Below are 24,591 nucleotides of genomic sequence, written 5' to 3'. Positions count from 1 at the left end.
CTATTTAAAGTAAATCGTCATACTTAGACTTTAATTGATGAATTAATTTCATAGGGGCATTTGGTTTTCTATACTTATAGCGGATAAATGCTCCTATAGAATGCTTTTCAATGCTTAATAGTCAGGTTAGATGATTTACGAATATGAATAAAAACTACAACGATCTCTTAGCTTTTGTGACGGTTGCCCGTGAAGGTAGCTTCACAAAAGCGGCGAGTTTGCTTGGTGTATCTCAATCGGCACTCAGTCATACTGTCCGAGGGCTTGAGCAACGTTTAGATGTCAGGCTGCTTAATCGCACCACACGAAGTGTATCACCCACTGAGGCGGGTGAACGTTTGATGAGTTCTGTTGCGCCTAAACTCTTTGAAATTGACCGTGAGCTAGAACTCATCAACGAGTTCAAATTGCGTCCGGCTGGTACAATTCGAATCACTGCGGCTGAACATGCGGTCAATACCATTCTATGGCCTAAAGTCCGGTCACTGCTTTTAGAGTATCCTGATATCAATGTTGAAATCAGTGTTAATTATGGTCTGGTTGACATTGTTTCAGAGCGTTTTGACGCAGGAATTCGTCTGGGTGAAAGTCTCGATCAGGATATGATAGCGATCCCTATTTCCCCCAAAATGCGTATGGCTGTTGTTGCTACACCGGAATACTGGAACAGACACGGTAAACCTGAAACTCCACATGAATTGGTTAACCACAATTGCATTAATATTCGGCTGCCTACATTTGGCGGCATCTATGCGTGGGAATTTGAAAAAGACGCTAAAGTTCTCAACGTGAATGTTAAGGGGCAGGTGATCATGACGAGTTCTCAAGGTCGGCTGGAAACTTCTCTGTCAGGCCTTGGGATCACCTATGTACCCGAAGATTTAGCACTGCAGCATATTGAAAGTGGCGAACTCGAACGAGTTCTTGATGACTGGTGCCCCTATTTCGACGGTTATTACTTATATTACGCAAATCGTCAGCTGTCTTCTCCTGCATTTAAATTACTTGTGGATGCGCTTCGTTATCATCGTAATTAATCAAAGATTGATTCATGAGCTGAGTTTCTAAGTGCATTAAGATTTTTGCCATTATCATTGGTTATTCCCGTTTCTATAATGAAGCTTCATTAGGTTAGAAAAGGAAATTACCATGAAAACTAGAGTACTGGGTTCTAGCGGTCTTGAAGTATCTGCGTTAGGTCTTGGCTGTATGCGAATGAGTTTTGCAGACAAACCCACAGACAAAAATGAAATGATCACTTTTCTGCGTCAGTCTGTTGAGGAAGGCGTCACGTTTTTCGATACAGCGGAAGTCTATGGTCCTTTCACTAATGAAGAACTACTTGGCGAAGCACTGGCTCCGTTTGATAAAGACAAACTCGTTATTGCAACTAAATTTGGTTTTAAACACAGACCAGATGGCACAGGCCCAACACCTTCACAAGGGTTTGATAGTCGACCAGAACAAATTAAACGTGTGGCAGAAGCGTCTCTTAAACGACTAAACGTTGAGTGTTTAGATTTGTTTTACCAACATCGTGTCGATCCTAATGTACCGATTGAAGATGTTGCAGGTGCAGTAAAAGATCTGATTCAGGAAGGCAAGGTTAAACACTTTGGTCTTTCTGAAGCGAATGCTGAAATCATCCGCAAAGCCCACGCAGTACAACCAGTCACGGCACTGCAAAGCGAATATTCTATTTGGTGGCGTGACATTGAAGCCGATATTCTTCCAACTTGTGAAGAGCTTGGTATTGGTCTTGTCCCTTATAGTCCCTTGGGTCGTGGATTTCTGACTGGTGCAATTACTAAGTCAACAACCTATGACAAAAGTGATTTAAGAAGTCATAACCCTCGTTTTACTGCTGAAGCGATTGATGCCAATCAGGTGGTTGTCGATCTCCTGGTTCGAATAGGTTATAAGCATGAAGCGACACCAGCTCAGGTCGCATTAGCCTGGTTATTAGCTCAGAAACCGTGGATTGTTCCAATTCCGGGGTCACGTAATCTCTCCCGACTTCAAGAAAATATGGCTGCTGCTGACTTAGTGTTAAGTAGTGGCGACTTAGATGACATCGCAACAGCAATGGCGAACATTGATGTTGTGGGTACCCGTTACTAACGACAATCTTAATTAAGTTCATTATTTATCAATGCAATACCGATGATCTGGCCGATTGTCGGTATTGTTTTCATCATGTAGGAATACAAATATATGCAAACGGTAAAGTTAAACAATGGTATTGAAATGCCAATTGTTGGCTTTGGTGTTTATCAAATCAGCGAGCCTAAAGAATGTGAGCAAGCGGTTATCGATGCCATTGATGTAGGTTATCGCTTAATTGATACCGCTGCCGCTTATATGAACGAAACCCAGGTTGGGAATGCAATCAAAACGAGTGGTATCGCCCGTGAAGAATTGTTCATTACGACTAAGCTATGGGTTCAGGATGTGAACTATGAAGGTGCAAAAGCACAGTTTGAACGTTCTCTGAATCGCCTACAAACGGATTATGTAGATCTGTATTTGATTCACCAACCATTTGGTGATGTACACGGTGCATGGCGAGCTATAGAAGAATTGTATAAAGAAGGCAAAATCAGAGCGATTGGTGTCAGTAACTTCACCCCAGATAGGCTGGCTGATTTAGTTGCGTTTAATAATGTGGTACCTGCGGTGAATCAGGTTGAAGTCAATCCATTCCAGCAACAATTGCAGCCGGTACTTTATATGCTTGCCAATGGCATTCAACCAGAAGCTTGGGCTCCGTTTGCAGAAGGTCGCCAAAACTTATTCACACATCCTGCACTTGCTCAAATTGGTGAAAAATACGGGAAAACAGTTGGCCAGGTGGTTTTACGTTGGGTTGTACAACGTAATATTGTGGCGCTAGCGAAAACTGTCCGTAAAGAGCGAATGATCGAGAATTTAAATATCTTCGATTTCGAACTGGATGCTCAAGATATGGCATTGATTACTTCGCTAGATACCGCTACCAGCGCGTTTTTCTCTCACAGAGATCCTGCAATGGTAAGTTGGTTAGCTGACCGTCGCATGGATATCTAATTGGATTAACAAATAGCAAAGAGAGGCAGTTGTCCTCTCTTTTTGTTTATGTGAGAGGGAGTGAATATGTGGAGTCGTTTTGTTTATATTCTGTTATTAGTGACGGTTAACGCTAGAGCTGAAGGTGGTGATGCCAGTCTCGAACAGGTATTTTTCCAACATAATAAAGTGCTTATTGTTTACTTAAGCCGCACGCAGAATACTAAGACTGTTGCCGATATGATCCAAAGATATACCAGGGGTGATCTTGTCTCTATTGAACTGGTAAAACCGTATCCGAGCAATTATCGCAAGACAGTAGAACAGGTTAGTCAGGAAAATGAATCCAATTATTTGCCAGGATTGAAAACTCATATAGAAAACATTGAACAATACGATACTGTATTTATTGGTTTCCCGACCTGGGGAATGCAACTACCGCCACCGATGAAAAGTTTTTTAAGTAGCTATTCGTTATCGGACAAAACCGTTATCCCTTTTAATACTAATGCAGGGTATGGTGTTGGAAGTAGTTTCGAACAAGTGATCCAATTGTGTAAAGGATGTAATGTCAGACAAGGCATTTCATTGGTCGGTGGTGTTGAACGTGATGGCAAATTACTGGAGATAAAAAAGCAGCGGGCAAAGGATGTGGAAGCAGAAGTAGTGCAATGGCTAAGTTCGTTGTGATGAAAAGAGTGACTCAGCCACTAATTCAATAATATAGTGGCTGAGTAGGGGGTGTTCTTAAGCAGTTTTATTTGTTGGACGTTTTGTCCAGAGAATCAAAGCGCTTAATGCCGTAAACAGACCGATTATCCAGGTCATTGTCCATGGCGTACCATCTTTGAATGTTGCTAACAGAAGCGTTGAAATAATGCCGCTGCCATACTGCAGTGATCCGATAACAGCAGACGCTGACCCCGCGTTTCGTTGCACTTCATCCAGCGCCGCTGCAGTAGAAGATGCCGCGATAATCCCGTTCATAGAAAAGAAGATGAATACAGGGATGATTATCACCCAAATGCCACCAAGTTCAGCTTTGACAGATATCATCATGATGGCAATGCTCAGTGTCGCTATTAGTGTTGTTACTTTGAGTAGGGCATCAAGACGGAAGCGATGGACTAATTGGCGGTTTACAAAGCTCAAACCCATCACACCGACAATGTTTACTGCGAACAACCAACCATAATGCTGAGGGTCAACACCATAGTAATCGATATAAACAAATGGTGAGCCGGTTATGAACGCGTAAGCAGCCACGTAATAAAAGGTCAGGCTAAGCGTGTAACGAATAAACGGTAGGTTTTTAAATAACTCAAAGTAGTTTGTAAACGCTGAACCTAACGATGCTTTGGTACGATTTTCTGGACTTAATGTTTCGGGTAAATAGAAAATCGAAAAGAACATGAACGTGCCGATGGCAGCTAATAACCAAAAAATCGAATGCCACGTGCTGAGCTTAATCATTTGCCCGCCCAACAGAGGGCCAATAATTGGAGCAACTGCCATAATGATGACCAGTGTAGACAACATATGTGCTGCTCTGCTGCGCGTATACAAATCACGAATCATTGCACGGGCAAGCATAGGGCCGGTACATGCACCCAGAGCCTGAAATACGCGCCAGAAAACAATCTGTTCGATACTCTGAGACATGGCACAACCAATTGAGCCTAAAGCAAATAATACCATACCGATAAACAATGGGATTCGACGCCCAACATGGTCGCTAATAGGACCCCAAATCAATTGAGCGATGGCAAAACCAATAAGAAACCCAGTAACAGTAAGCTCGGCATCACCTTGCAATTCGGTGGCCATTGTCGGCATTGCTGGAAGGTAGATGTCTGTCGAAAGTGATGTAAATGCCATCAAAGCACCAAGTATCGACATAAATAAAATACCGGTGGTTGGCGAGGCTGCCCGTTTGGTTATTGAAGCTTCGTTATTCATAGAGTCTTAATCACTTCCTAATAAAAGATGTCGTTAATATGGCGATGAATGTTCGCCTTTTAACATTTTAACAAACTCGAATTACTTCAATAATCGACTAAAACGTAATGCTGATATGAAATTAATTCATTAATTACTGTGGTAATTTATTTTCTAATGGCAGGCGATAATTCATCCACTTTTTTGAAAGGTTAGACCATTGTTACGTTTGTCATTGGGATTAGATTTGATCGCACCAGATTGTAGGAGTGGAGTGTTCCGTCATAAGGCATAGGATTTCACGATAACGATGAAGAGAGCAAGCTCATGAAATTGAATACAAAAGAACAAGCCATTATTCCAATCGCTGCGTTTACCGCTAGTGGTGATTTGACAAAACTAAAAGCTAGCATTAATCAGGGGCTGAATCTTGGATTAAGCATTATTGAAATAAGAGAGGTACTTCAGCAGATGTACGCTTATGCAGGCTTTCCTCGCAGTTTAAACGGATTGGGTACATTGCTGGAGACAGTAACAGAACGTAAGGTTCAGGGACTAATAGATGATCTGGGTATTGAAGCAAGTCCCTTTCCAGAAGGAAGAACAAGCTTTGAACTAGGTAGCGAAAATCAAACGCAACTGGTTGGACGGCCAGTGACTGGAGATCTGTTTGAGTTTTCTCCTGAGATTGATCGTTACTTAAAAGCGCACCTTTTTGGCGATATATTTCAGCGAGATATATTGAGTTGGAAAGTGCGCGAATTAGCGACGATAGCTGCTTTGGCAAATATACATGGTGTAAATAGCCAGCTCCGTTCTCATTACCTTATCAGCATGAACAACGGCGTAACTTCAGAACAATTGAAAGAATTCATACAGATTCTGCAAAAAGAATGTGGAGAGACCATTGCCTTAAATGCTAAGCGAGTGCTGGAAGAAGCATTGGCTTAGCCATCCATAAACATTAAAAGAATTAGATTTGGAGAGAATGATGAGCATTCAAACAGATAAATTAATCCCTGAAGAATTACAAGCTGATACATTCAGCGGTAAAGGGCTCTTTTCTTTCGGTGATGAGAATAGAGCATATGCGGATTTTTTACTGGGACAAGCTACTTAGCTTAACTAAATATTCCAGGCATTATTGTAGCAAATGTTACCTTTGAGCCGGGTTGTCGCAACTTCTGGCATATTCACCATAAAGGCGGGCAAGTTCTGCTCGCTACTGGTGGTCGTGGTTGGTATCAGGAAGATGGTCAGCCTGCACGAGAACTCCATCCTGGCGATGTGGTGCATATCGCTCCAGAAACACAACACTGGCATGGCGCTGCAAAGGACAGTTGGTTTTCTCATGTTGCTATTGAAATCCCTGCTGAAGGTTCAAGCAATGAATGGATTAGAGAAGTCTCTGACGAAGAGTACAACCTTCTTAAATAAGTAAATCTGAACTGACACCAGGCTGTATTTCTCAAACTCTTAGTTTGTTGATTCGGAACTAAGGGTTATTTAACTTAGGATGAGTTTAAAGATGAAAGCAATACATTCAATTTATGTGGCACTAGCTATATGCAGTGCTTTTTTTAGTGGTTTCATAAGTGCAGAAGAAATGGAAACAACAATGTCTGATAAATCAGTTGCTATAACGCTGACGGTTGATAGCACAGTCATTACGGCGACACTAGATAATAGTCAAACAAGTAGTGAGTTTTTAGCTACGCTACCAAGAACCATGTCGATGACTCGTTACGGTGACCGTGAATACTACGGCAAGGTTGGTAAAGCAATTTCTGAAGAAGGTCAGAAAATCGATGACTTTAGTAACGGCGATGTTACTTACTACGCTGCCGGCAGATCGTTTGCCATTTTCTATGCTAAAGAAGGTGAATCTAGTCAATCTGGGTTGATTCGGATGGGAAAAATAACGTCTGACTTGCGTGATTTTGAAAAGCTTTCGGGTGCTGTTGAGATGAGAATTGAGGTGGGTGAAAGGTAGTGGTGTGTATAACAATAATAATATTTTTATTACGCGATGAGAGAGATTACTTGTACTCACACATAAAACTCACCTTGCTTTCATTTGCATGATCATCATCAGGTTACTGAGGTGAGCTTGACCATACGATTTTCTGACTATTTTTAGGTCATCATCATTCGTAGAAAATAGAGAAGTGGAGCTGTTAGACGACTCCATTACGTAGTTGTATTAGTTCCAACTATTTCCCCAAAATTGTGATTTGGTATTTACGCACTGTCCTATTTGTGGTCAACTAAAATCGAGGGTTTGAACGAATTGTGTGCGTCGAGGATTATCCTTCAGGTTGAAATCTTACTTACTTTTTGCGTGTCATCTCCTCGGTATTTTGTTCTAGTTGGGATATTCTGTTTTTTAATTGATTAATCTTTAATGCAGAACTCTCTGCGAGTTCACTTAGTTCCTGAGCTTTTTCTAGTGCTTGTTTGGTTTCAATGGCTTGGTTAGCTACAGTCGCTTCCAACTCTTTAATTTTAGTGGCTTGGCGACTGGCTGTTGTTTTTGCTCCATAACGCTGACGTGATTCGACATATTCTTGCAAAGATTTTTCACTTCTGTGAGTCATCTTCTTACTTACTTGATGTCTGATTACTGGCTCGCTGGTATCGAACCCCAGTTCATGACTAATTGCTAGTTCTCGGTCCAATTCATCATTAGCGTAACGGTGACGTAAGCTGTAGAGTGATTGTCCTTTGGGCCATCCTAACTTAGTTGTGATAGTACTGAATATTTTGGTTATATCACTGGGTTGAAGTGGGATACCACTATTGGGTTTTAAAAACAGGTGGCCATGATGTTCTTCGTATTGATTTTTTTTGATAAATGGTATGAGCGTATGTTTAATGAAAGTCCTAACAGCAAGAGCTGTTCCAATAGGAAATTCAATGGGCATTGAGTTGCCACCCTTTTGTTTTAGTGGGCGTACCTCTAATTTATTGTGTGAATTATCAAATAACTTTTTTTCAACGTCACTACCGATGAATTGTGACTGTATAAAACTTGCCATGGCCACAGGTCGAGTACCAGTGTCGCCTATTATTCGGGATATCATCAACAGACATTCAGCTTCGTAATCTTTGAAGTTTTGGATTATGTAATCTTGTAGTTCGGTAACTTGATGGTCTTCAGCGCTCTTTGAGTCCTTATTTTTTGGAACATTTCTAAATCGCTTTGGATACAAAAAAATTTTTGCGGGTTCTTTCCTACCGTTGCGCCTGGCTTCATCTCTGTTTGGTAACTCTGAGGTGATTTGAAAAGCAGGCCCTTCCATTGTGCACGGTCCCAGTAAAGTTGGTAGATAAATTTTTTGTTTTTGAGCCCAATAATAAAATGTATAAATTGGTTCAAGATAATCATGGTTTACTGTTTGTCTAGCCTTATTTATATAACCACGATGTCTGGGGTTTTCTATGGTTAGTTCTAGGCACCAATTTCTAAACTTACCTAAATAGCCATCATTCATATTCAGCCAATTGATATTATTTTCATCTAGAAAAAGGTATAGTCGTTTTAAAGCTTTCCGATAAGTATCAAGAGTACTAGGTTGATCTTCCTCATCTCTTATTCTTGATATCATGAAATCTGTTGCAGGCCAAATGACGTTTCCTTCTTTATCCTGAAAAATGTAATATTCTTTTCCTAAGTAGCTTAATTTAGTTTCAGTTATTACTTTCATAGGAAATTACCTTCAATTTGTACTGGATAGCCGATTTGGCGCTGATAAGCTTTAGGAGGCAATGAAATTGTCTTTTTGATGAAATCAAGGTTACCGATAAGTAATAGACTCTTAAGTGTCAGAGACGAAGTAGTATAAAGCCATGAGTTATCGATTAAAGATGGGTTATCAAGAACAACAATAGAATGTGTGTACCGACTTCCCTGTGCTTTATGTGCTGTAATACAATAGGCTAATTTCAACCACAGGCAGTCTTCTAATGTCAAATGTCGGTAACCCTCATCATTAAAGTTGATAGTTACAACGCATTTTCTACCGTCAATAACCGAATACTCTTCATATACTTCTTTTACAATTCCTGTTGAACCATTAGATATTTTTATGCTTGAATTGTTCTGCTCAAAGATGACCAGATCGCCTTGAACAAATATGCAGTTATGAATTATACGTTGTGAGGTGTTTTTGCTCATTTTAATTTTTTGTATAGCAGCGTTTAATTTATCACAGATATCCCTTGTTGAAGTTAGAAGTTGAATATGGGTATCTGATTTTTTATTTATTTCATACCATAGGTTGGCTGCTAAATTACATAGGTGATCATGGCTTAAATTTTTAGGTTCATAATAGCAAATCTGATACCTTGTATCTTTACTGAATGGATGAAGAACACTCATTGCTGTAGCCAATTCTTGTTGGCTAATCGCCTCACAAAAAATATGAAGATCTGATGTTTCTTTTTGCCTATAGGTTTGTGATAGTTCAGATACTAAGTTTTTGTATTTATAAAGCTGATGAAAAACCAATCCTGGTCCAAGCGGAGGTAGTTGTTTTATATCACCTACTAAGCAAAGACGACAGGTATAGGGTAGCCATTTCAGTAAGCTATAAGCGGATGGAATATCAAGCATTGATGCGTCATCAATAATTACTAGCGCATTATCTATTATGCTGTTATGTGCACGCCTATAGAGCTTTTGTACAAATGAAAATATGGTTTCTGCTTGATGACCAGTCTGCTCTGTTAATCGTTTAGCTGCTTTTCCTGTCGGAGCTAATAGCCATACATTGGTATCTTGTGATTCATGTTGAGTTACTATAGCGCTTATGGTCGTTGTTTTCCCTGTACCGCTGCCACCGGTAATTAAAGATAATCTTGATGCCATAGCTAGCCGTATTGCATTTAGTTGAGTTTTAGTTAGTCGGAAGTTTTCCAACTCATTTTTTTGTTTGAAGTAAATTTCAAATCTGATTCTCAGTGAATCATTGAATAAAAGAAGCGGGCGCTTTGAGGGATGATTATGGCAAAGTTGATTCAACTTATCCGAAACAATTTTCTCAAGAGCAAAGTGACCAATGTTTTGGACTAAATTGCGTTTCTCGTGTATCAGTAGAAGCGACTGTCCATGTTTGTTTACAACGTCATGCACATCATACTGGATGCCTTTCTGATCCAAAAAGCCTTGGACGTCGGGTATCGGAGCACACATATGGCCTCCGCTGTCGAATACCCAGTACAAATATGCTTCAATAGCAGAAATGGCTCTGCGAGGGTCTTGTTCAGATACACCAAACTGTTCTTGAGCTATTTTGTCGATTTTACGCCATGTTGTTTTTGCGGATGTTACCGGCATTAACGGTAATAACCGGTAAGGATCATGTGAAAGAGTTTTTACTGCATTGTTCCCCCAATAGAGCATGAGCTTTTGTGATAGATCTTTAGGTATCGCTTTATCATCAAGAAAAGTCATTATTTGTATTTCTGCCGAACAACGTTTCCAACCAAGAAGTAGCAGCTCGGCCATGACATGTGGCATGTGCAATTGGGGGTGATGTTCTAAGTCGCTGACATTGGCTGTTTCGAGAGATTTAACGAGGCATTCTTTGAAAGCAATATCTAATTTTTTAGCCCAGCTAGGACCAATGCCCGGGAAATTTGAATTGTATACAATAAATGCTAGAACTAACGACTGGTCGGTTTCTTCGGTTATAGCTATTCGTTTTCCTTCCGATGCTTCAAATTGCGAGCCGTATGTGAGATCAGATGTGTGTTTACCTCGTATGCTCCATAGCTCTCCTACAGCAGGGATGCCATTTATGCAGCCAAATGATGCCTTAACTTTGTATTTTGTCTTATCGACGACGATTGAAAAAATCGCAGAGTGGCGGTTTCCGTCGGTGAGTTTGTGAAGGATTGCGGTGACAACTCCCTGTAGTTCGGTTATTTCTTTAGGCGTAGTGATTATTTGATGAGGCATAATAGTTATTTTGTCCCTTCGTCTGTACTTGTGGTATCGGATTGAGGATTGAATGCAGGCGTGACATAGCGACCAGTAAGTATTAGAAGTTCTTCTGTTGCTGCTTCTTGTTGGAGCTGTTCATTAAAGGTTTGGGCTTTATCTAATTCTTTCTTCAACCACTTAATCAGATTATCTTTTTCTTTGAGACAAGTACGCATACTGTCTGAAATGCAAGGAGGGGATACTAATTGTTGGGTGCCTGGCTTTTTCTGTTGAACTTCCGCAATCTGTTCAATTTCAGTGAAAATTTTTTGTAACGAAAGGTTCGTTCCTATAGTGGATTTAGTAATACCAAGTATGCGGCAAATTTCAGTTTTGTTTACACCACCATGATAGATGGGAATGGTAGGGTGCCCTTCAAGCCAATTTCGGAGCTTTTCGACGTTATCTCTGGCAACCTCCTGGCTGGATTTTCTCTTAATCATCTTTATCTTTCTCTGGAAAGTCGATTATATTTGCGTTAGTCAACTGAGGTGTCTCACCAGTTCGTTTTGCCAACTCCAGATAGCGCTCTGCAAGTTCATTATATTGAGATTGCAATATATTTAACTGGTTTCTTAATAATTTGTTCTGGTGAATTCGCCAATCATTTTCGATTTTACTCTGAGTCCTAGTTGATTCATGTTGAGTTTTTTCTGATTTAAGATCTTCAATTAGTTCTTTGTTATCAACTCTTAGTTGAATCAATTCGTTCAATGCCCCTCTGTGGTTTAGTTTTACGGAAGCTAATTCATCCTCTAATTGTTGTAGACGACTCGTGTTGCTATTTTCCGTCTGTAGTATTGCTCTGGCTTTTAGTTGGTGCATCAGCCCATCGTTGCCCCCGGTCCCTTTCCAGCGTTCTCTGGTTGCTATAGGCGCTCGTTTCCAAGCATCGTTCGATGTGGTTTTAAGTTTGTCTAATTGATATTTCTCACGGACTTTCTCTGTACAATCTTTACCAGTCCAATATCGTAAAGCCCGGTCACTTTGAGGGAAAAATTCTAAGATTATTATTCCCTTAGAATCTAGCTGTATATGGCCATCAGGAGAGCGTTTTTCCGGAATTCCTTCTTCTGCCCATGTTTTCAATATCTCTAGTTTTTGGACTATCCGATCTTGCGCTTCAGTAATTTGTTTATCTTTTTTGGCCATATAGCCCCCACATTACCGTTTATTAAACAGTTGTTGGTTTCTACTCATGGTATTTTTGTGATGACTTATCAAGTACTCTAAGTTTTTGCTAGCTTGCTCCGCTTGGATGCGTTCAGTATATGGTTGAGTGAAATCGTCTTGGATAACTTTTAAATCGATTAAATCCTGTTCCATGATAGAGAGGTGGATATCTTTGACTTCCTGGTAAGCACAACGCTTACAACTTTCTGGTTCGCAAGGACCATCATGATTACGCTTTGTATTGGGAATACGGTGGCATGAACTGTGGGGTTTTGGTCTATTTCTGTGTCCTTTGTCAAACATTACTTGTGCCATTTTTTTGCTTTGAGTTTCAGGAGGGAGGTCTGAAAAGTTTATCTTATGGTTTTTGTCATCACTGAACGTCACACTGTTATCTAGAATACGATATATACGGCGTAGGTAATGTGTATATTTTCCTCCCATACTGGTATTTCCAAGCATTAGGCCCAAAATATCTTCAGCTGTTTTCTCAATATCCACTTCATCAATTATTTTTTGTAAAGCTCTGTTTTCTTCCTTGATTGCATATGTTTTTTCGCGCTCTTCATTCTTACTCAATTTTACTTTGTGGTGTAATTGTTCATGTAAATCACGTGAAATGGGCTCTGTGACATAAACCATGGTATCATCTGGATCGATGTGTCCGAGTTGGTGACATAGGGCGAGGAGATCGGCATTATCATATTGATAATGGTAGATTATTGCGTAAATACGGCGATAAGTATGAGATTCTCTGATGTCAGTTGGTTCTCTTCCGAGAGACAGTCTTAAAAATTTATCTCCCGTGATGCGGCAATGTCCGCCTCTATTGTAATTATAGATGAAACATTTAAAATGATGGTTATCATCTAAAGCAAACGATGGAACATTGAACAATCCGTTGTAACCATGTTCATCCCATGCATTGGATAATTTAATTAATACTTGTATAGCCTTTGTACTTCCTTTATTTAACGTATACCAAAGACGCTCATTGTGCTTCTCATTAAAGAAAAAGGCTTGATACCAAGTATGCCGTTTTGATTTACAACGAAAATACTGTCTTTTTATTCCTACAATGGGATCTTGAATTTCTGCTTGTCGCCGGGCGTTATATATTTGTAGTACCAAATAACAAGCGGTCATTAAGCCGCTGATGCAATCAACAACACTCCATACGTTTTCATCTTTGGCATTTGTAGTCTGATTCGCACTACCTTCCCGGTAAAGTTTGATCCCCGCAACGGATTCTAATTCATCAACGATTTTTGACGTTTTGAGAAATTTAGGTATCCATCGTTCTCTTATGGTTCTTTCATTGGCTTTTCCTCCTTTGTTCGGTCCCTTTGTTGGGGACTTATTTTTGAGTTTTCGTAGAGCTTTAATAAGCTTTATTAACACCGGTGCCACATTGAATAACCAGTGGTGAGCATTACCTAAAAGAGATACGACATCGTCTACATGAATATTAGCTGTACGACTTGGAGGGAGGCCTAGTTTTCCTGCTTCTGCTTTTATGTTGGGATATGGCGAAAAAGTCAAATGATCGACACCATCCATTAAAGCAAGATCATTCCAGCAAGAGAAATAGTGTGTCAGTGTTTTTGCAGCGGGCTGTTGGTATTCTATGGTGCCTCGATCTAAAAAATCATCTTCCAATCTGTAGCCTGCAGATATGATATGAGAAGCAATTTTTTGGTAAAATTCATTGGGTATCATGTTGTCAAGACTGTAGGAACCTATACACCTTGCTAATAAAGATGAACGGATACCTTGTATTTTATTTTTTTTGTCAGCAGAACCGCTAAAGGTTAAAAAAGAGCTTAATACTTCAGGTGAGCTGTCGAGATATTTAAGAAATTCATTTAATCGGTCTTTTAATTTTATGGCGTGAGTCATTCCTCCTTTTTTTAGTTGTTTTCCCAAATCTTTGATTTGTTTTTTTTGAATATGTTCAAGACGGTATCTTCCGTGCAGCAAGTTCCATTCTATTAGACGACCGATATAGGTAGCATAGGAAGGGCCAGTAGTTTTAGGGAAACGCACTGTATGCTCACATCTGCTTGCGAAGTCGTCTAATGATGTGATTAATGTCTCAGTTAGGTGTGGATAAATTAGTAGCGGAACAGGATGTTCCCATCCTGCGACACCAGGCAGCCAGATATCAACTAGATTCGTCTTTGATGTATGTTCCTCTCCTTCGACGATGCTTTTATAGCACAGAATAGTTCCATCAAGTTGTAATTTCTCATCAGTGACTACTAATTTACTGGCAGTTGCTTGTATTCGGTCTTCCATTTCATGTTTAATTTCACAGACATCTTTAGGAGTAAGAATATTCATGCTAGTAGTCATAATTTTGTTTCCTGTTCTTGGGTAAGTCGTGTCATCGCCTCACGATAAAGCGCCGGATTAACCTTTTCTACATAGCGAGTGAGTCCAAAAACAAAAATCATTTCCGGGGCTATATAAGTATCGAAGTATTCCCTGCCATATTTATTTAACAGCAGTTCACATCGAGGAATAAACCACTTACGTTTTCGAAGGGTAAAGGAAAACTCATATGGGCTGAGAATGATTTCGTTATACACACAGCCACCGTCTTTGTGGCACTTACGACCACGACATATATCTTGGTCAAGATTATGTTTATCTACGGGAGCCCATATATTTGCGCAACTTGAACCATCTCCAAGCAAAAAACGAGGTAATGATGTTGCATTTTCTTCGCCATCAGAGTCAGGGCTCGCTAGCAGTTTATGGTCAATGTCTCGAGGATCCATGTTATAGGAGATAAGGGACTTTTCACCTGCATGAAGGAACTGTACAGTTGTTTCTAATCGACGTTGAAATTCAGCGTTATTTGCTTCGTATTCAATCTTTGCAAGAGGTGTAGCCATATAGCCTGCAGTCGTTTTTACTTTTGAGTGATTTCTCTCCTGCCGACTCTTTTCTAAATTGCTATCGATTTTGTATCGTAGATTAATTTGATGTTTAGCTAGCTGCTCAATAGTAAAGTAGGGCGTTGGGTGAGAACTTCTTTCACAAAATCGCTTAATAAACCCGCTAGAGAGAAATGTTAAGTGAACAGAGTGGATTGTTTCCCATACTGTTTGAGGATTAAGACCAAGATTTCTCATATTCCTAACATGAAAAATAAGGTAATTTATTACTTCCCGTATGTCATGGTCATGAGGATGAACCGTGACTTCTGGAGTAAGTTTGTCTACTTTATTCTTGTTCCCTTGAATAATAAAAGGGCTATCGGGCAACTCGGTGGGTAAATCATCTGGTGTTAATGTTGCAACTACATCTTTATTCCAGGTAGTGAAAATCACGATCCGGATAAAGCAGACTAGAAGGATTTGCCTAGGCAGTAGTGTGCCACTCCAGATAAAGTCATTCGTCTGCCCACTCTTGGGAAACCAAGTTTTTACGTAGGGTGGTATACAAAAGCTTTGTCCAGGAAATTGAAAATGTGAAGTTAAGGAAGTCTTTAATCTCTTTTGTAATGCACTAGCTAGAATTGTACTGACACCGTATTCATCAATAAAATCTTTTGTTTTAGCAAAAGAGGCGTCTCTATTATTACTGCAGAAATAATCAGTATAGTAACTGACTTCTTCAGGTATTTCGTAAACAAATTCTGCGATGTAATCAGAGTTTAATTCTGTCTTTATGAATGGAGACACTTCGTTACAGAGTTGTTTATATCGGCCAATCTCTTCCGAGCATGCATCTAATATTTGTTGTATTGCTTCTTCATAATAGTCTGAGATTTGTTTTCTTAGTTCAACTAGAGATTGGTGTGAGGTTAAAATTGGAGACCGTTTTACATCACCATTTTCATCTAAAGGTACGATTAATTTTTTTTCAGGAACTGGCCTTTTAAATCTGCTTTTAAATTGGCATTGCCTAATTGTTAGATTGTTGGATAGCTTAGTTGTTCTTTGGGATAAAAATGAACGAATTAGGATGCTTATTTTTTCTTTGTCATTTAATTTTCTTGTTTCTATTAAGTTTTCTAAACCTTGAAAACCTTTAATTAATAGCGCTCGAGTAATTTGGTTTGGTGGTGTTATTAGTAAAGTTCTGATTGCTAAATTGCCTTTTTTTTCAATAGACCTAAGTATTTTCCAAATAGAGTTAATCATAGAAGCATATATAGGTTCTGATAATGATGATTGTGCGGCTATGTTGAGAGATTTGCCTAGCAAACCATCATGAGTGTACAGACTATTTATTTCTGTCAAATCTAATGTTTTTTCATGGTAGCTGTAAACGCCATTTTTTTTACTTTTTGTTTTAAAAACTAATGGGATGATTATTTTTTTTGTTGCTGAAAATCGAGTTTTGAATTTACATTGTCGTATGTTTATTTTATCAGGTAATACTCCTGAATAATCGTTTAAAAATTTCCGAAAATTTTTGCTATGGAAGAATTGGACATCAGGTTCAAAATTATTCTGAATTATGTTCTCTAGTGCAATAAAACCCTGGTAGATATAATCCGTGGAAATGTCACATGGTTCAGTTACTAATAGTCTTTTTATTTTCCATGTCCACTTTCTTGATAGTATTAACAGTAATTTTTCCAAGCTTTCTAAACATGTTAGTTCTATTGGATCTTTTTTAGCCCATTTTTCGGCATTTATCAGAGCTGATGCCATAAGACTTTTTGGAGGTAATAATGAAACGAAGTTGTATGTATTTATACAGTGAGTTTCTGTTGATATTATTCCTTGAACTGACTTTTTAACCGAGATGAATACGGGTTCTATACACGCTAAGGTTTTACCTTGATTGACAAAACGAGACTTGAAACCAGAATTAATGATAGTTTTACCATTTGATAGGGAGCCTCCCCATTTATTTAGAAAGGTTCTAAGTATTGAAGCTTTTTGTATCCCAGTTCCATTTTCTTGAACTAAGTCTTCTAGTTGAATTAAACCTTTTTGAGCATCAATTTCAGATATTAAATTGGGTTCCCTGGATAACAGTGAGCGAATATCATTTGCATGTTTATTATGAGAAATCAATTCCAACATAGCCCGTATTGATGAAATTTTTCCACTATTATTAGGGTTTTTAAAGCTTGCTATCTGAGCGTTTTTTAAGCTTTTTTCTAGTATGCTTCTTGATGTAACTAAGCCATCAAGCCAATCAGGGTCAATTGTTATGTAGACTATTTCTATTCCTTTTTTTGTTTTGCTCAGCGTTTTAAAAATGAAAGGTGTAGCAGATGTTATTGATTTAGGTGATATATTACCCGAAAGTCCGCCACCATTTTTGAATCTGCTTCTGAATCCGCATTGCGAAACAGTTCTTCCGTCTAAAACTTCACCTCCATATTTATTGATAAACCAACGAAAAGTACTACTAATGAAATCTATTCGTTTTATTTTTGTACGCTGGTAAATGATTTCTTCAAGCTGTTTAAACCCACACACTACATCTATAGCAGATAGCTCGGTAGGTTCTTTTATTAGCACCATTTTTATTTTGAAATTATTTTTAGCTTCAGTGATCCATCTTAATGTTTTGAGAACTGAATGGACTTGTGATTCATGCAATGGTGACAATAGGGAGGACTTTGATGCAGTATTAAAGGAATTGGTTAATAAACCGCTTGGTGAAAGCAAGTCACTTAAGGTTTCAATATCAATAAGAACACGTTTGTGACGATTGGTTCCTTTCGTATGTATTTTCATCTTTTATCCTTAATCTGCTACTATCTTTAAATCACCACATGCTGTATTTATGTTTAGTTCTAACAATTAAAATATGATCTATATTTAGATATTATCAATAATTTTATTTGGTTATTTTGCAATTTTTCAAAATTTGTGATCTAAATTTGGTTCTTTTGGTGTTTCGTAACAGGTTATTGGAGCGATGGAAAACAAAACTGAAAAATTTGATAAACATGAGATTATTCAATGTGTTAATGGCTCATTGTCGGATAGGATTGCCTATCTAATGAAGGGGAGAAGTGTCAGACAAGTTGCTGAAGATTGGAAAGTCGGAGCGTCAACTATTAATGCTTATATTAAAAATGGTTCAGTCCCTAATCTAAATATAGCACGAAACATAGCCGACAAAGAAAATGTTTCTTTAATTTGGTTAGCGACAGGCTTTTCTGAACCTAAACAATCTGATTTTAAAGAAGATTTTTCTTTGATACCAGAATATAACGCAAAAAATCCTGACAGGCGCGAATCAGTAAGACGTTTAGCTTATAGCCGAAATTGGTTGGAACATAGAGGGTTCAAAGAGAATGACCTCGTTATTGTGTGGGCTAAGGGAGATGGTATGGAGCCCACAATACATAATAACGATACTTTAGTTGTGCATAAGGGTAGAAATAAGCTTCATGATGGGAATATTTATATTTTTAGGAACAGAGACGAGTTGTTTGTTAAGCGGTATCAGAACGCATTAGGCAGTTGGAGGCTTATCAGTGATAACCCTCTTTACGATAGACTAGATGTTACTAGGGAGGAACAAGATCAGTTTGAAGTTGTGGGGCAGGTTGTGCATATTGCCAAGGATATTGCAGACTAAAACTCAACTCTTTTAACATGCGTTAAACAATGTTAGACCGCATATTTTGATTGTTGACATCATATATCTATATTTAGCTATAAATAGTCCCATCGTCAGACTTATGTTGGTATACTTATGTTGATTATTTCATTGTATTACAAAGAGTTAGGGTGGTCGGTCAGTCTGTTCATTATGTGTTTCTCATACCCCAGCGCGCTGTCCGCAGAGCTTCACAATGCTGTGCAAGCACTACAAACTTATGGGTTTGGCGACCTTGACTCCAGTAAGTTGAACGTCAATCTTGTCGAAGCTGGGGAGCGCATTCTTCCTGCGTTGCCAACTCGCATCTCTTCAGCTGCGCATCAAGAATTAGTCAAATTGGGCGTTAATGTACGTACTTCGACCATGGTGACTTGCGCAGACAGCGAAGGGTTAACCACGAAAGAGGGCGAGAAGATTCCAGCGCAGCTCATGGTTTGGGCGGCAGGGATTAAAGCGCCAGATTTTATGAAAGACTTTGGCGGTTTAGAGACTAACCGCATCAATCAATTGGTTGTGACCCCGACGCTGCAAACGACTCGTGATGAAAACATTTTTGTGATCGGCGATTTGGCACAATGTGAGCAAGCGGACGGTAAATTTGTACCACCACGCGCTCAAGCGGCTCACCAGATGGCGAGTCGAGCATTCAGTAATATTGTGGCTAAGTTGAGTGGCCGTGACATGAAGCCTTATGTGTATAAAGACCATGGTTCATTGGTTTCTCTTAGCCGCTTCTCTACCGTTGGTAGCTTAATGGGCAACCTCACTAAAGGCTCAATGATGGTTGAGGGGCGTATCGCCCGTGTGGTGTATATTTCATTATACCGAATGCACCAGATGGCGTTACATGGCATGTTTAAAACGGCGCTAATCATGTTGATGGGACGGATTAACCGAGTGCTACGACCGAACTTGAAACTGCATTAAGTTGGTCAATGTTATGACGAAAAAAAGAGCCTATTGATAGGCTCTTTTTTTATCTAAGTTAGCTTGGGATTATGGCGTAAACCATGCCATCGCGTGGCTGCTTGTTAAAGAGGTAACGATTACGTGCTAAGGCTTCAAATTCAGCGCCACAACGCTTGGCGATGATTTGACTCGGTTGATTCTCGGGATCACAGACAATTTCTAATCGACTCAGTTTTAACTGACCAAAGCAGAATTCAGTTAAGGCTTCAACGGCTTCTTTGGCATAACCCTGAAGCTGAAACTCATCGGCTATCCAATAGCCGATACTTGCCATATTAAAGGTATGATAAAACTCATTAATAGCGACCATGCCGAGCAATTGGTCATCACAACGGCGGAATACGCCGAATCCAAAAGCGCTGGATTTTACCCAGTTCAATCGCGTGGAGACAATAAAATGTTCCGCGTCGAGAGCAGTGAAGTTTGGTACACACCAATCGATCCAGCGATGTAAGCTTGGCGATAAAGCAACGCAGGCTTGGAGCTGTTCGCTGTGCGCTGAGTCGATCAATTTTAGACACAGTCTCGGCGTGACAATTTGATAATCAGGGCTCATCCGTCACCTATAGAAATGCCCTCTACATGAGGGCATTACGGGTTATTCTTGCTCGGCAACTTTACGTACTTGAATGATAACACCAAGCAGAGGATGGTCGAGGTAATGAGTCTCGCCACTTCGCATTCGGCGTTTTTGTTCCATGCGGTAAGCTTTCAAGAAGCGCTGCTCTTTGACGATAGGCGAGACATCTTCCATCAATCCGACCTGAACTGTGTCATCTTGAGCTTGGCCGGTTGATGCATCTTCAGGGGATAAATCAAGTTCCTTCTCTTCAAGCGTCACATTACGAACACTTGGCTCATTGAGATCGAGCTGGAGATCAGCATACAAATAGTGCTCAACATAGACTTGGAATTTGCCATCTAACTCATAAACAGGCCCATTGACGCTTTGCTCTGTCACACCGTCAATGACTTCATCACCTTGATTTTCACGTGGTGAGCCGTCTGCGGTAAATTGCTCGGAAAAGTCACGTCCTGCGCGGATATGGAAGATAGGCGACGCGTAACGACCGCCATCACCTTGTCGCCATGCCTTGTGAAACAAAACCTGAAAACCCGCGTGCGCGTCGAGTTGCTGCTCTTGCGGGTTGAGCTGATATTGTGAAGCGGGAAGTAACTGTGCCCCTTGGCTGCTTACATAACTTTCGTCATTGAGGCTGCCTGCCTTGCTCATATCGATCTTAGGCAATTCATTTGGCCAAGATTCTGTTGTCTGCTCGGCATCAACTGCGCGTTTAAAAATGATCACTTCTACATCGAATTGGCGCTGCGCCCAAGATGGCAAAGCGACAAAGAAAAGTAAGAGTGGTATCAGCTTTTTCATTACAACTCCGTAATTCGGTTTAAGCCTAGATTTGTTGCTTTCATAATCAGCTTGCTGGAAGTAAATTTTGTTGGAACTCATTAAGCATGTCGTTGACAAAATCAAGACGCTGACGACGGTCTACTAATGGTACCCCAAACTTAAACTTGGTTGGTCCTTCCATCGCAAATTTTTGTGGCTGAGATTGCAATAGTTTAACCAAAAACGCCGGATTAATGTCAGCGTCAGGATAGAACTCAATGTAGCCACCTTTTTCATGTGCTTCAATTTTCTTCACTTTTATCTGAGCAGCATTAATTTTTAAGCTAGCGATAGATAACAAGTTTTTGGTTGCATCAGGCAATAAACCGAAGCGGTCGATGAGTTCGACTTTGAGCTCTTCTAGCTGTTCATGGCTCGTGACACTAGCGATTTGCTTATACATCGATAATCGAGTGTTGATGTCAGGAATATAATCTTCAGGTAGCAAGGCTGGAAGCCGCAGCTCCACTTCTGTTTGCTCGCGCAGTAAATCGTCTAAAGAGGGCTCTTTACCTTCTTTCAATGCTTCTACCGCTTGTTCCAGCATTTCCATATAAAGTGTAAAACCGACCGATTGAATTTGGCCGCTTTGTTCATCGCCGAGCAGCTCACCGGCGCCTCGAATTTCTAGGTCATGCGTTGCGAGGGTAAAGCCAGCACCGAGGTCTTCGAGTGACGCAATGGCGTCAAGGCGTTTAATCGCGTCCTTAGTTAACGCTTTTGGATGCGGCGTCAACAGATAAGCATAAGCCTGATGGTGCGACCGACCGACGCGCCCCCGTAATTGGTGTAACTGAGCCAGCCCCAGTCTGTCGGCGCGATCCATGATGATGGTGTTCGCCGTTGGCACATCAATCCCGGTTTCAATAATTGTGGTACACACTAGCAAGTTGAAGCGTTGATGGTAAAAATCGTTCATGATTTTCTCAAGCTCACGTTCACGCATTTGACCATGAGCGACTGTCATCCTTGCTTCTGGGATCAGTGCGGCCAAGTCTTGAGCCACTTTATCGATAGTTTCCACTTGGTTATGAAGGAAATAAACTTGTCCACCACGCATAATTTCGCGCAATACCGCTTCACGAATAACGCTCTCTTCACGCTGACGTACAAAGGTTTTTATGGCTAAACGACGTGCTGGTGGCGTGGAAATGATCGATAAATCACGCATTCCACTCATCGCCATATTAAGCGTGCGAGGTATTGGTGTGGCGGTTAAGGTCAAAATGTCGACATCCGCGCGCATGGCTTTCATTTTTTCTTTTTGTCGAACACCAAAGCGATGCTCTTCATCGACAATCAAAAGGCCCAAATCTTTGAACTGAATATCGCTTGATAGCAGTTTATGCGTACCAACGACAAGATCGACTTTACCTTCGGCAATGTCTTCCATGATCTGCTTTTGTTCTTTGGCCGACTTGAAGCGCGACAGTACCTCCACGCGGATCGGTAAGTTAGCAAATCGGTCCCGAAAGTTTTCGAAGTGCTGCTGAGCAAGCAAGGTGGTTGGCACTAACACCGCCACTTGTTTTTCGTTGTCAGTCGCTAAAAACGCGGCGCGCATTGCCACCTCAGTTTTACCAAAGCCCACGTCGCCACATACTAATCGATCCATGGCTTTCGGCTGACACATATCCGATAGCACTGCGTTAATAGCCGTGTTTTGATCATCCGTTTCCTCAAATGGAAAACCCGATTTAAAGGTCGCGTACTGGCCGCGGTCGAGCGCAAATTGATAGCCAGGTTTCAATTCACGTTTCGCGTAGACATCCAAAAGTTCTGCCGCAACATCGCGCACTTTTTCAGCCGCGCGTCGACGAGCTTTGGTCCATGCTTCGCCACCAAGCTTATGTAACGGCGCGCCATCTTCAGCGCCGCCAGAGTAACGACTGATCAAGTTTAGCGACGCTACCGGCACATATAGCTTGGCTTCGTCTTGATATTCCAGTGTCACATACTCGGTCGTCATGCCTCCAGCTTCCAGCGTTTGAAGGCCAATATAACGTCCAATACCGTGGTCGATATGAACGACAGGTTGACCAGGCTTGAGTTCCGCAAGATTGCGTATTACCGCGTCACTGTTGGTTGCTCTACGATCTTTTTTACGACGTTGAATGACTCGGTCGCCAAGCAGATCACTTTCACAGACCAAAGCAACATTATGTTCGGTATCAATAAACCCGTGTTCACTAGAGCCAATGATCAGCGTGCGTGTCGCTTTGCTTTCTAGCGCTTCATAAAAATGCTGATGAGCGGTGGGTTTTAATTTAAGGGGCTGCAGCAATTCTAGCAGAGCTTCACGCCGACCTTCGGACTCGACGGAAAAGATGATTTTCCCTGAGAAGGTTTCAGTAAAATGCCTTAACGCCGCTAAAGGCTCTTGCTTTTGTGGCTGCGCGGCGAGTTCTGGTAGTGGGGCGATATTCGGGTTTGTGCGTCCTTGCTTTTCAGCCACTTTATCTACCGATAAAAAGCCTTGTGGAAGCTGTTTGCAGTAGGTGAACAGTTCTTCTTTACTTAGCCACAGCTCTTGAGGAGGCAATAACGGACGCAAAGGGTCGACTTTCCTTTGGTCATAACGATAGTGAACGTCATTGAGGAAAGTATCGATAGCGCTCTCGATATCGCCGACACTGAGTAACTGGCTATCATCAGCGATGTAATCAAACAGCGTTTCGGTATGTTCAAAGAACAGAGGCTGCCAATATTCGATACCAGCAGGCCAGGTCCCTTTTGATACTTGCATATAGACCGATTCTGGTTCGCGGCGCGCATCAAAGCGTTGACGCCAGCGAATTCGAAAATCTTCAATGGCCGCTTCCGTTGATGGAAACTCATGGGCAGGAAGCAGACGAATTTCAGTGATGTCTTCGATTGAGCGTTGAGTATCTGGGTCAAAGGTACGAATCGTATCGATTTCATCATCAAAGAAATCGATACGATACGGTGCCTGACTGCCCATTGGATAAAGGTCCAAAATTGAACCGCGACTGGCGTATTCTCCAGGACTGAAGACTTGGTCAACGTGGCGATAACCCGAAACTTCCAGCTGCATTCTGAGCTTTTCCAGCGAGAACAGATCCCCTGATTTGACCATCAAGGTGTGCTGGATGAGAAAATCTCTAGGAGACTGTCTTTGTAGCAACGTATTCACTGGAACAATGGTAATACCATTGGTCTGGGTTGGCAGCTGATAAAGCTTAGCAATACGCTCGGAAATAATTTCTTGATGAGGGGAGAAGTTATCATAAGGCAGCGTTTCCCAGTCCGGAAACACGCTGACCGGTTGGTGACTAAACTGTTCAATTTCTTGTTGCAGTTTAATGGCCGTTTGCGGATCTGGGACCGCTAACAATGTATGGCTACTATGCTGATTCGCAAGTTCTGCAATAGCAAGGGCAAGACTCGCCCCTTGTAGGTTTCCAACGTATTTTTTGTCACCGGGCTTTGTTGGGTTGACCAGGTGAAGAAGAGAAGCGCTTGTCAT

General features: G+C 40.8%; 17 protein-coding genes and 2 pseudogenes. 9 read left to right on the top strand and 10 right to left on the bottom strand.

The window, feature by feature from the left end; genetic code table 11:
- Positions 1 to 143 precede the first annotated feature (143 nt).
- The 4 genes from ACFFUV_RS05760 to ACFFUV_RS05745 all read left to right on the top strand — a co-directional run bounded on the left by ACFFUV_RS05760 (position 144) and on the right by ACFFUV_RS05745 (position 3,735).
- Positions 144 to 1,037, top strand: a complete 894-nt coding sequence (locus tag ACFFUV_RS05760; protein ID WP_390190394.1) for a LysR family transcriptional regulator — start codon at positions 144 to 146, stop codon at positions 1,035 to 1,037.
- A 112-nt stretch (positions 1,038 to 1,149) separates the two neighbouring features.
- Positions 1,150 to 2,121 (top strand): aldo/keto reductase, encoded by a 972-nt coding sequence (locus tag ACFFUV_RS05755; RefSeq protein WP_390190393.1) that lies wholly within the window; start codon positions 1,150 to 1,152, stop codon positions 2,119 to 2,121.
- 93 nt (positions 2,122 to 2,214) lie between these two features.
- Positions 2,215 to 3,066 (top strand): aldo/keto reductase, encoded by an 852-nt coding sequence (locus tag ACFFUV_RS05750; RefSeq protein ID WP_390190392.1) that lies wholly within the window; start codon positions 2,215 to 2,217, stop codon positions 3,064 to 3,066.
- Between the two features lie 66 nt (positions 3,067 to 3,132).
- Complete coding sequence (locus ACFFUV_RS05745; protein WP_390190391.1) at positions 3,133 to 3,735, top strand: flavodoxin family protein; 603 nt, start codon at positions 3,133 to 3,135, stop codon at positions 3,733 to 3,735.
- Between the two features lie 57 nt (positions 3,736 to 3,792).
- On the opposite strand, the gene ACFFUV_RS05740 is transcribed toward ACFFUV_RS05745, so the two are convergent.
- Positions 3,793 to 5,004, bottom strand: a complete 1,212-nt coding sequence (locus tag ACFFUV_RS05740) for a multidrug effflux MFS transporter (RefSeq protein WP_390190390.1) — start codon at positions 5,002 to 5,004, stop codon at positions 3,793 to 3,795.
- Positions 5,005 to 5,310: 306 nt separating this feature from the next.
- Between ACFFUV_RS05740 and ACFFUV_RS05735 the strand changes: the two genes are divergently transcribed.
- From ACFFUV_RS05735 to ACFFUV_RS05725, 3 genes and pseudogenes are all read left to right on the top strand, one after another.
- The gene (locus tag ACFFUV_RS05735) at positions 5,311 to 5,934 is read left to right on the top strand and encodes a carboxymuconolactone decarboxylase family protein (RefSeq protein WP_390190388.1); all 624 of its coding nucleotides are present in this window, start codon (positions 5,311 to 5,313) and stop codon (positions 5,932 to 5,934) included.
- A gap of 37 nt (positions 5,935 to 5,971) precedes the next feature.
- Positions 5,972 to 6,420, top strand: a pseudogene (locus ACFFUV_RS05730) (cupin domain-containing protein).
- Positions 6,421 to 6,511: 91 nt separating this feature from the next.
- Positions 6,512 to 6,976 carry a cyclophilin-like fold protein gene (locus tag ACFFUV_RS05725; RefSeq protein WP_390190386.1) on the top strand — a complete coding sequence of 155 codons (465 nt, stop codon included), beginning with the start codon at positions 6,512 to 6,514 and terminating at the stop codon, positions 6,974 to 6,976.
- A 337-nt stretch (positions 6,977 to 7,313) separates the two neighbouring features.
- Here the strand turns inward: ACFFUV_RS05725 and ACFFUV_RS05720 are convergent, their stop codons facing one another.
- From ACFFUV_RS05720 to ACFFUV_RS05695, 6 genes are read right to left on the bottom strand one after another with little or no spacing between them, the layout of a single operon-like run.
- Positions 7,314 to 8,690, bottom strand: a complete 1,377-nt coding sequence (locus tag ACFFUV_RS05720) for a hypothetical protein (RefSeq protein ID WP_390190385.1) — start codon at positions 8,688 to 8,690, stop codon at positions 7,314 to 7,316.
- Positions 8,687 to 10,945: an AAA family ATPase gene (locus ACFFUV_RS05715; protein WP_390190383.1), complete on the bottom strand. Its 2,259-nt coding sequence runs from the start codon at positions 10,943 to 10,945 to the stop codon at positions 8,687 to 8,689. Before ACFFUV_RS05715 ends, ACFFUV_RS05720 begins: the two co-directional genes overlap by 4 nt.
- Positions 10,946 to 10,950: 5 nt before the next feature.
- The gene (locus ACFFUV_RS05710; protein WP_390190382.1) at positions 10,951 to 11,412 is read right to left on the bottom strand and encodes a hypothetical protein; all 462 of its coding nucleotides are present in this window, start codon (positions 11,410 to 11,412) and stop codon (positions 10,951 to 10,953) included.
- A complete protein-coding gene (locus ACFFUV_RS05705; protein ID WP_390190380.1) occupies positions 11,405 to 12,121 on the bottom strand; it encodes a hypothetical protein in 717 nt (238 codons plus the stop codon). Before ACFFUV_RS05705 ends, ACFFUV_RS05710 begins: the two co-directional genes overlap by 8 nt.
- 12 nt (positions 12,122 to 12,133) lie before the next feature.
- On the bottom strand, positions 12,134 to 14,497 hold the full coding sequence (locus tag ACFFUV_RS05700; protein WP_390190379.1) for a hypothetical protein: 2,364 nt from the start codon (positions 14,495 to 14,497) through the stop codon (positions 12,134 to 12,136).
- Complete coding sequence (locus ACFFUV_RS05695) at positions 14,494 to 17,853, bottom strand: hypothetical protein (RefSeq protein ID WP_390190378.1); 3,360 nt, start codon at positions 17,851 to 17,853, stop codon at positions 14,494 to 14,496. Before ACFFUV_RS05695 ends, ACFFUV_RS05700 begins: the two co-directional genes overlap by 4 nt.
- Positions 17,854 to 18,037: 184 nt before the next feature.
- Here ACFFUV_RS05695 and ACFFUV_RS05690 point away from each other — a divergent pair, with 184 nt between their 5' ends.
- Together ACFFUV_RS05690 and ACFFUV_RS05685 are read left to right on the top strand one after the other, a co-directional pair.
- Positions 18,038 to 18,706 carry a LexA family transcriptional regulator gene (locus ACFFUV_RS05690; protein WP_390190377.1) on the top strand — a complete coding sequence of 223 codons (669 nt, stop codon included), beginning with the start codon at positions 18,038 to 18,040 and terminating at the stop codon, positions 18,704 to 18,706.
- Between the two features lie 198 nt (positions 18,707 to 18,904).
- Positions 18,905 to 19,657 (top strand): annotated as a pseudogene (locus ACFFUV_RS05685) (NAD(P)/FAD-dependent oxidoreductase); the annotation flags it as partial.
- Positions 19,658 to 19,715: 58 nt separating this feature from the next.
- On the opposite strand, the gene ACFFUV_RS05680 reads toward ACFFUV_RS05685, so the two are convergent.
- Genes ACFFUV_RS05680 through mfd form a run of 3 tightly spaced genes read right to left on the bottom strand, consistent with a single transcriptional unit; the run spans position 19,716 to position 24,591 of the window.
- Positions 19,716 to 20,255 carry a GNAT family N-acetyltransferase gene (locus ACFFUV_RS05680; RefSeq protein ID WP_390190376.1) on the bottom strand — a complete coding sequence of 180 codons (540 nt, stop codon included), beginning with the start codon at positions 20,253 to 20,255 and terminating at the stop codon, positions 19,716 to 19,718.
- A 42-nt stretch (positions 20,256 to 20,297) separates the two neighbouring features.
- Positions 20,298 to 21,083: a peptidoglycan binding protein CsiV gene (locus tag ACFFUV_RS05675; protein WP_390190375.1), complete on the bottom strand. Its 786-nt coding sequence runs from the start codon at positions 21,081 to 21,083 to the stop codon at positions 20,298 to 20,300.
- A gap of 46 nt (positions 21,084 to 21,129) precedes the next feature.
- The gene (gene mfd, locus ACFFUV_RS05670) at positions 21,130 to 24,591 is read right to left on the bottom strand and encodes a transcription-repair coupling factor (RefSeq protein ID WP_390190374.1); all 3,462 of its coding nucleotides are present in this window, start codon (positions 24,589 to 24,591) and stop codon (positions 21,130 to 21,132) included.

Source organism: Vibrio olivae (assembly GCF_042428525.1).
In the GTDB taxonomy this organism is placed as follows: domain Bacteria; phylum Pseudomonadota; class Gammaproteobacteria; order Enterobacterales; family Vibrionaceae; genus Vibrio; species Vibrio olivae.
This window is presented reverse-complemented; position numbering and strand designations above follow the sequence as displayed.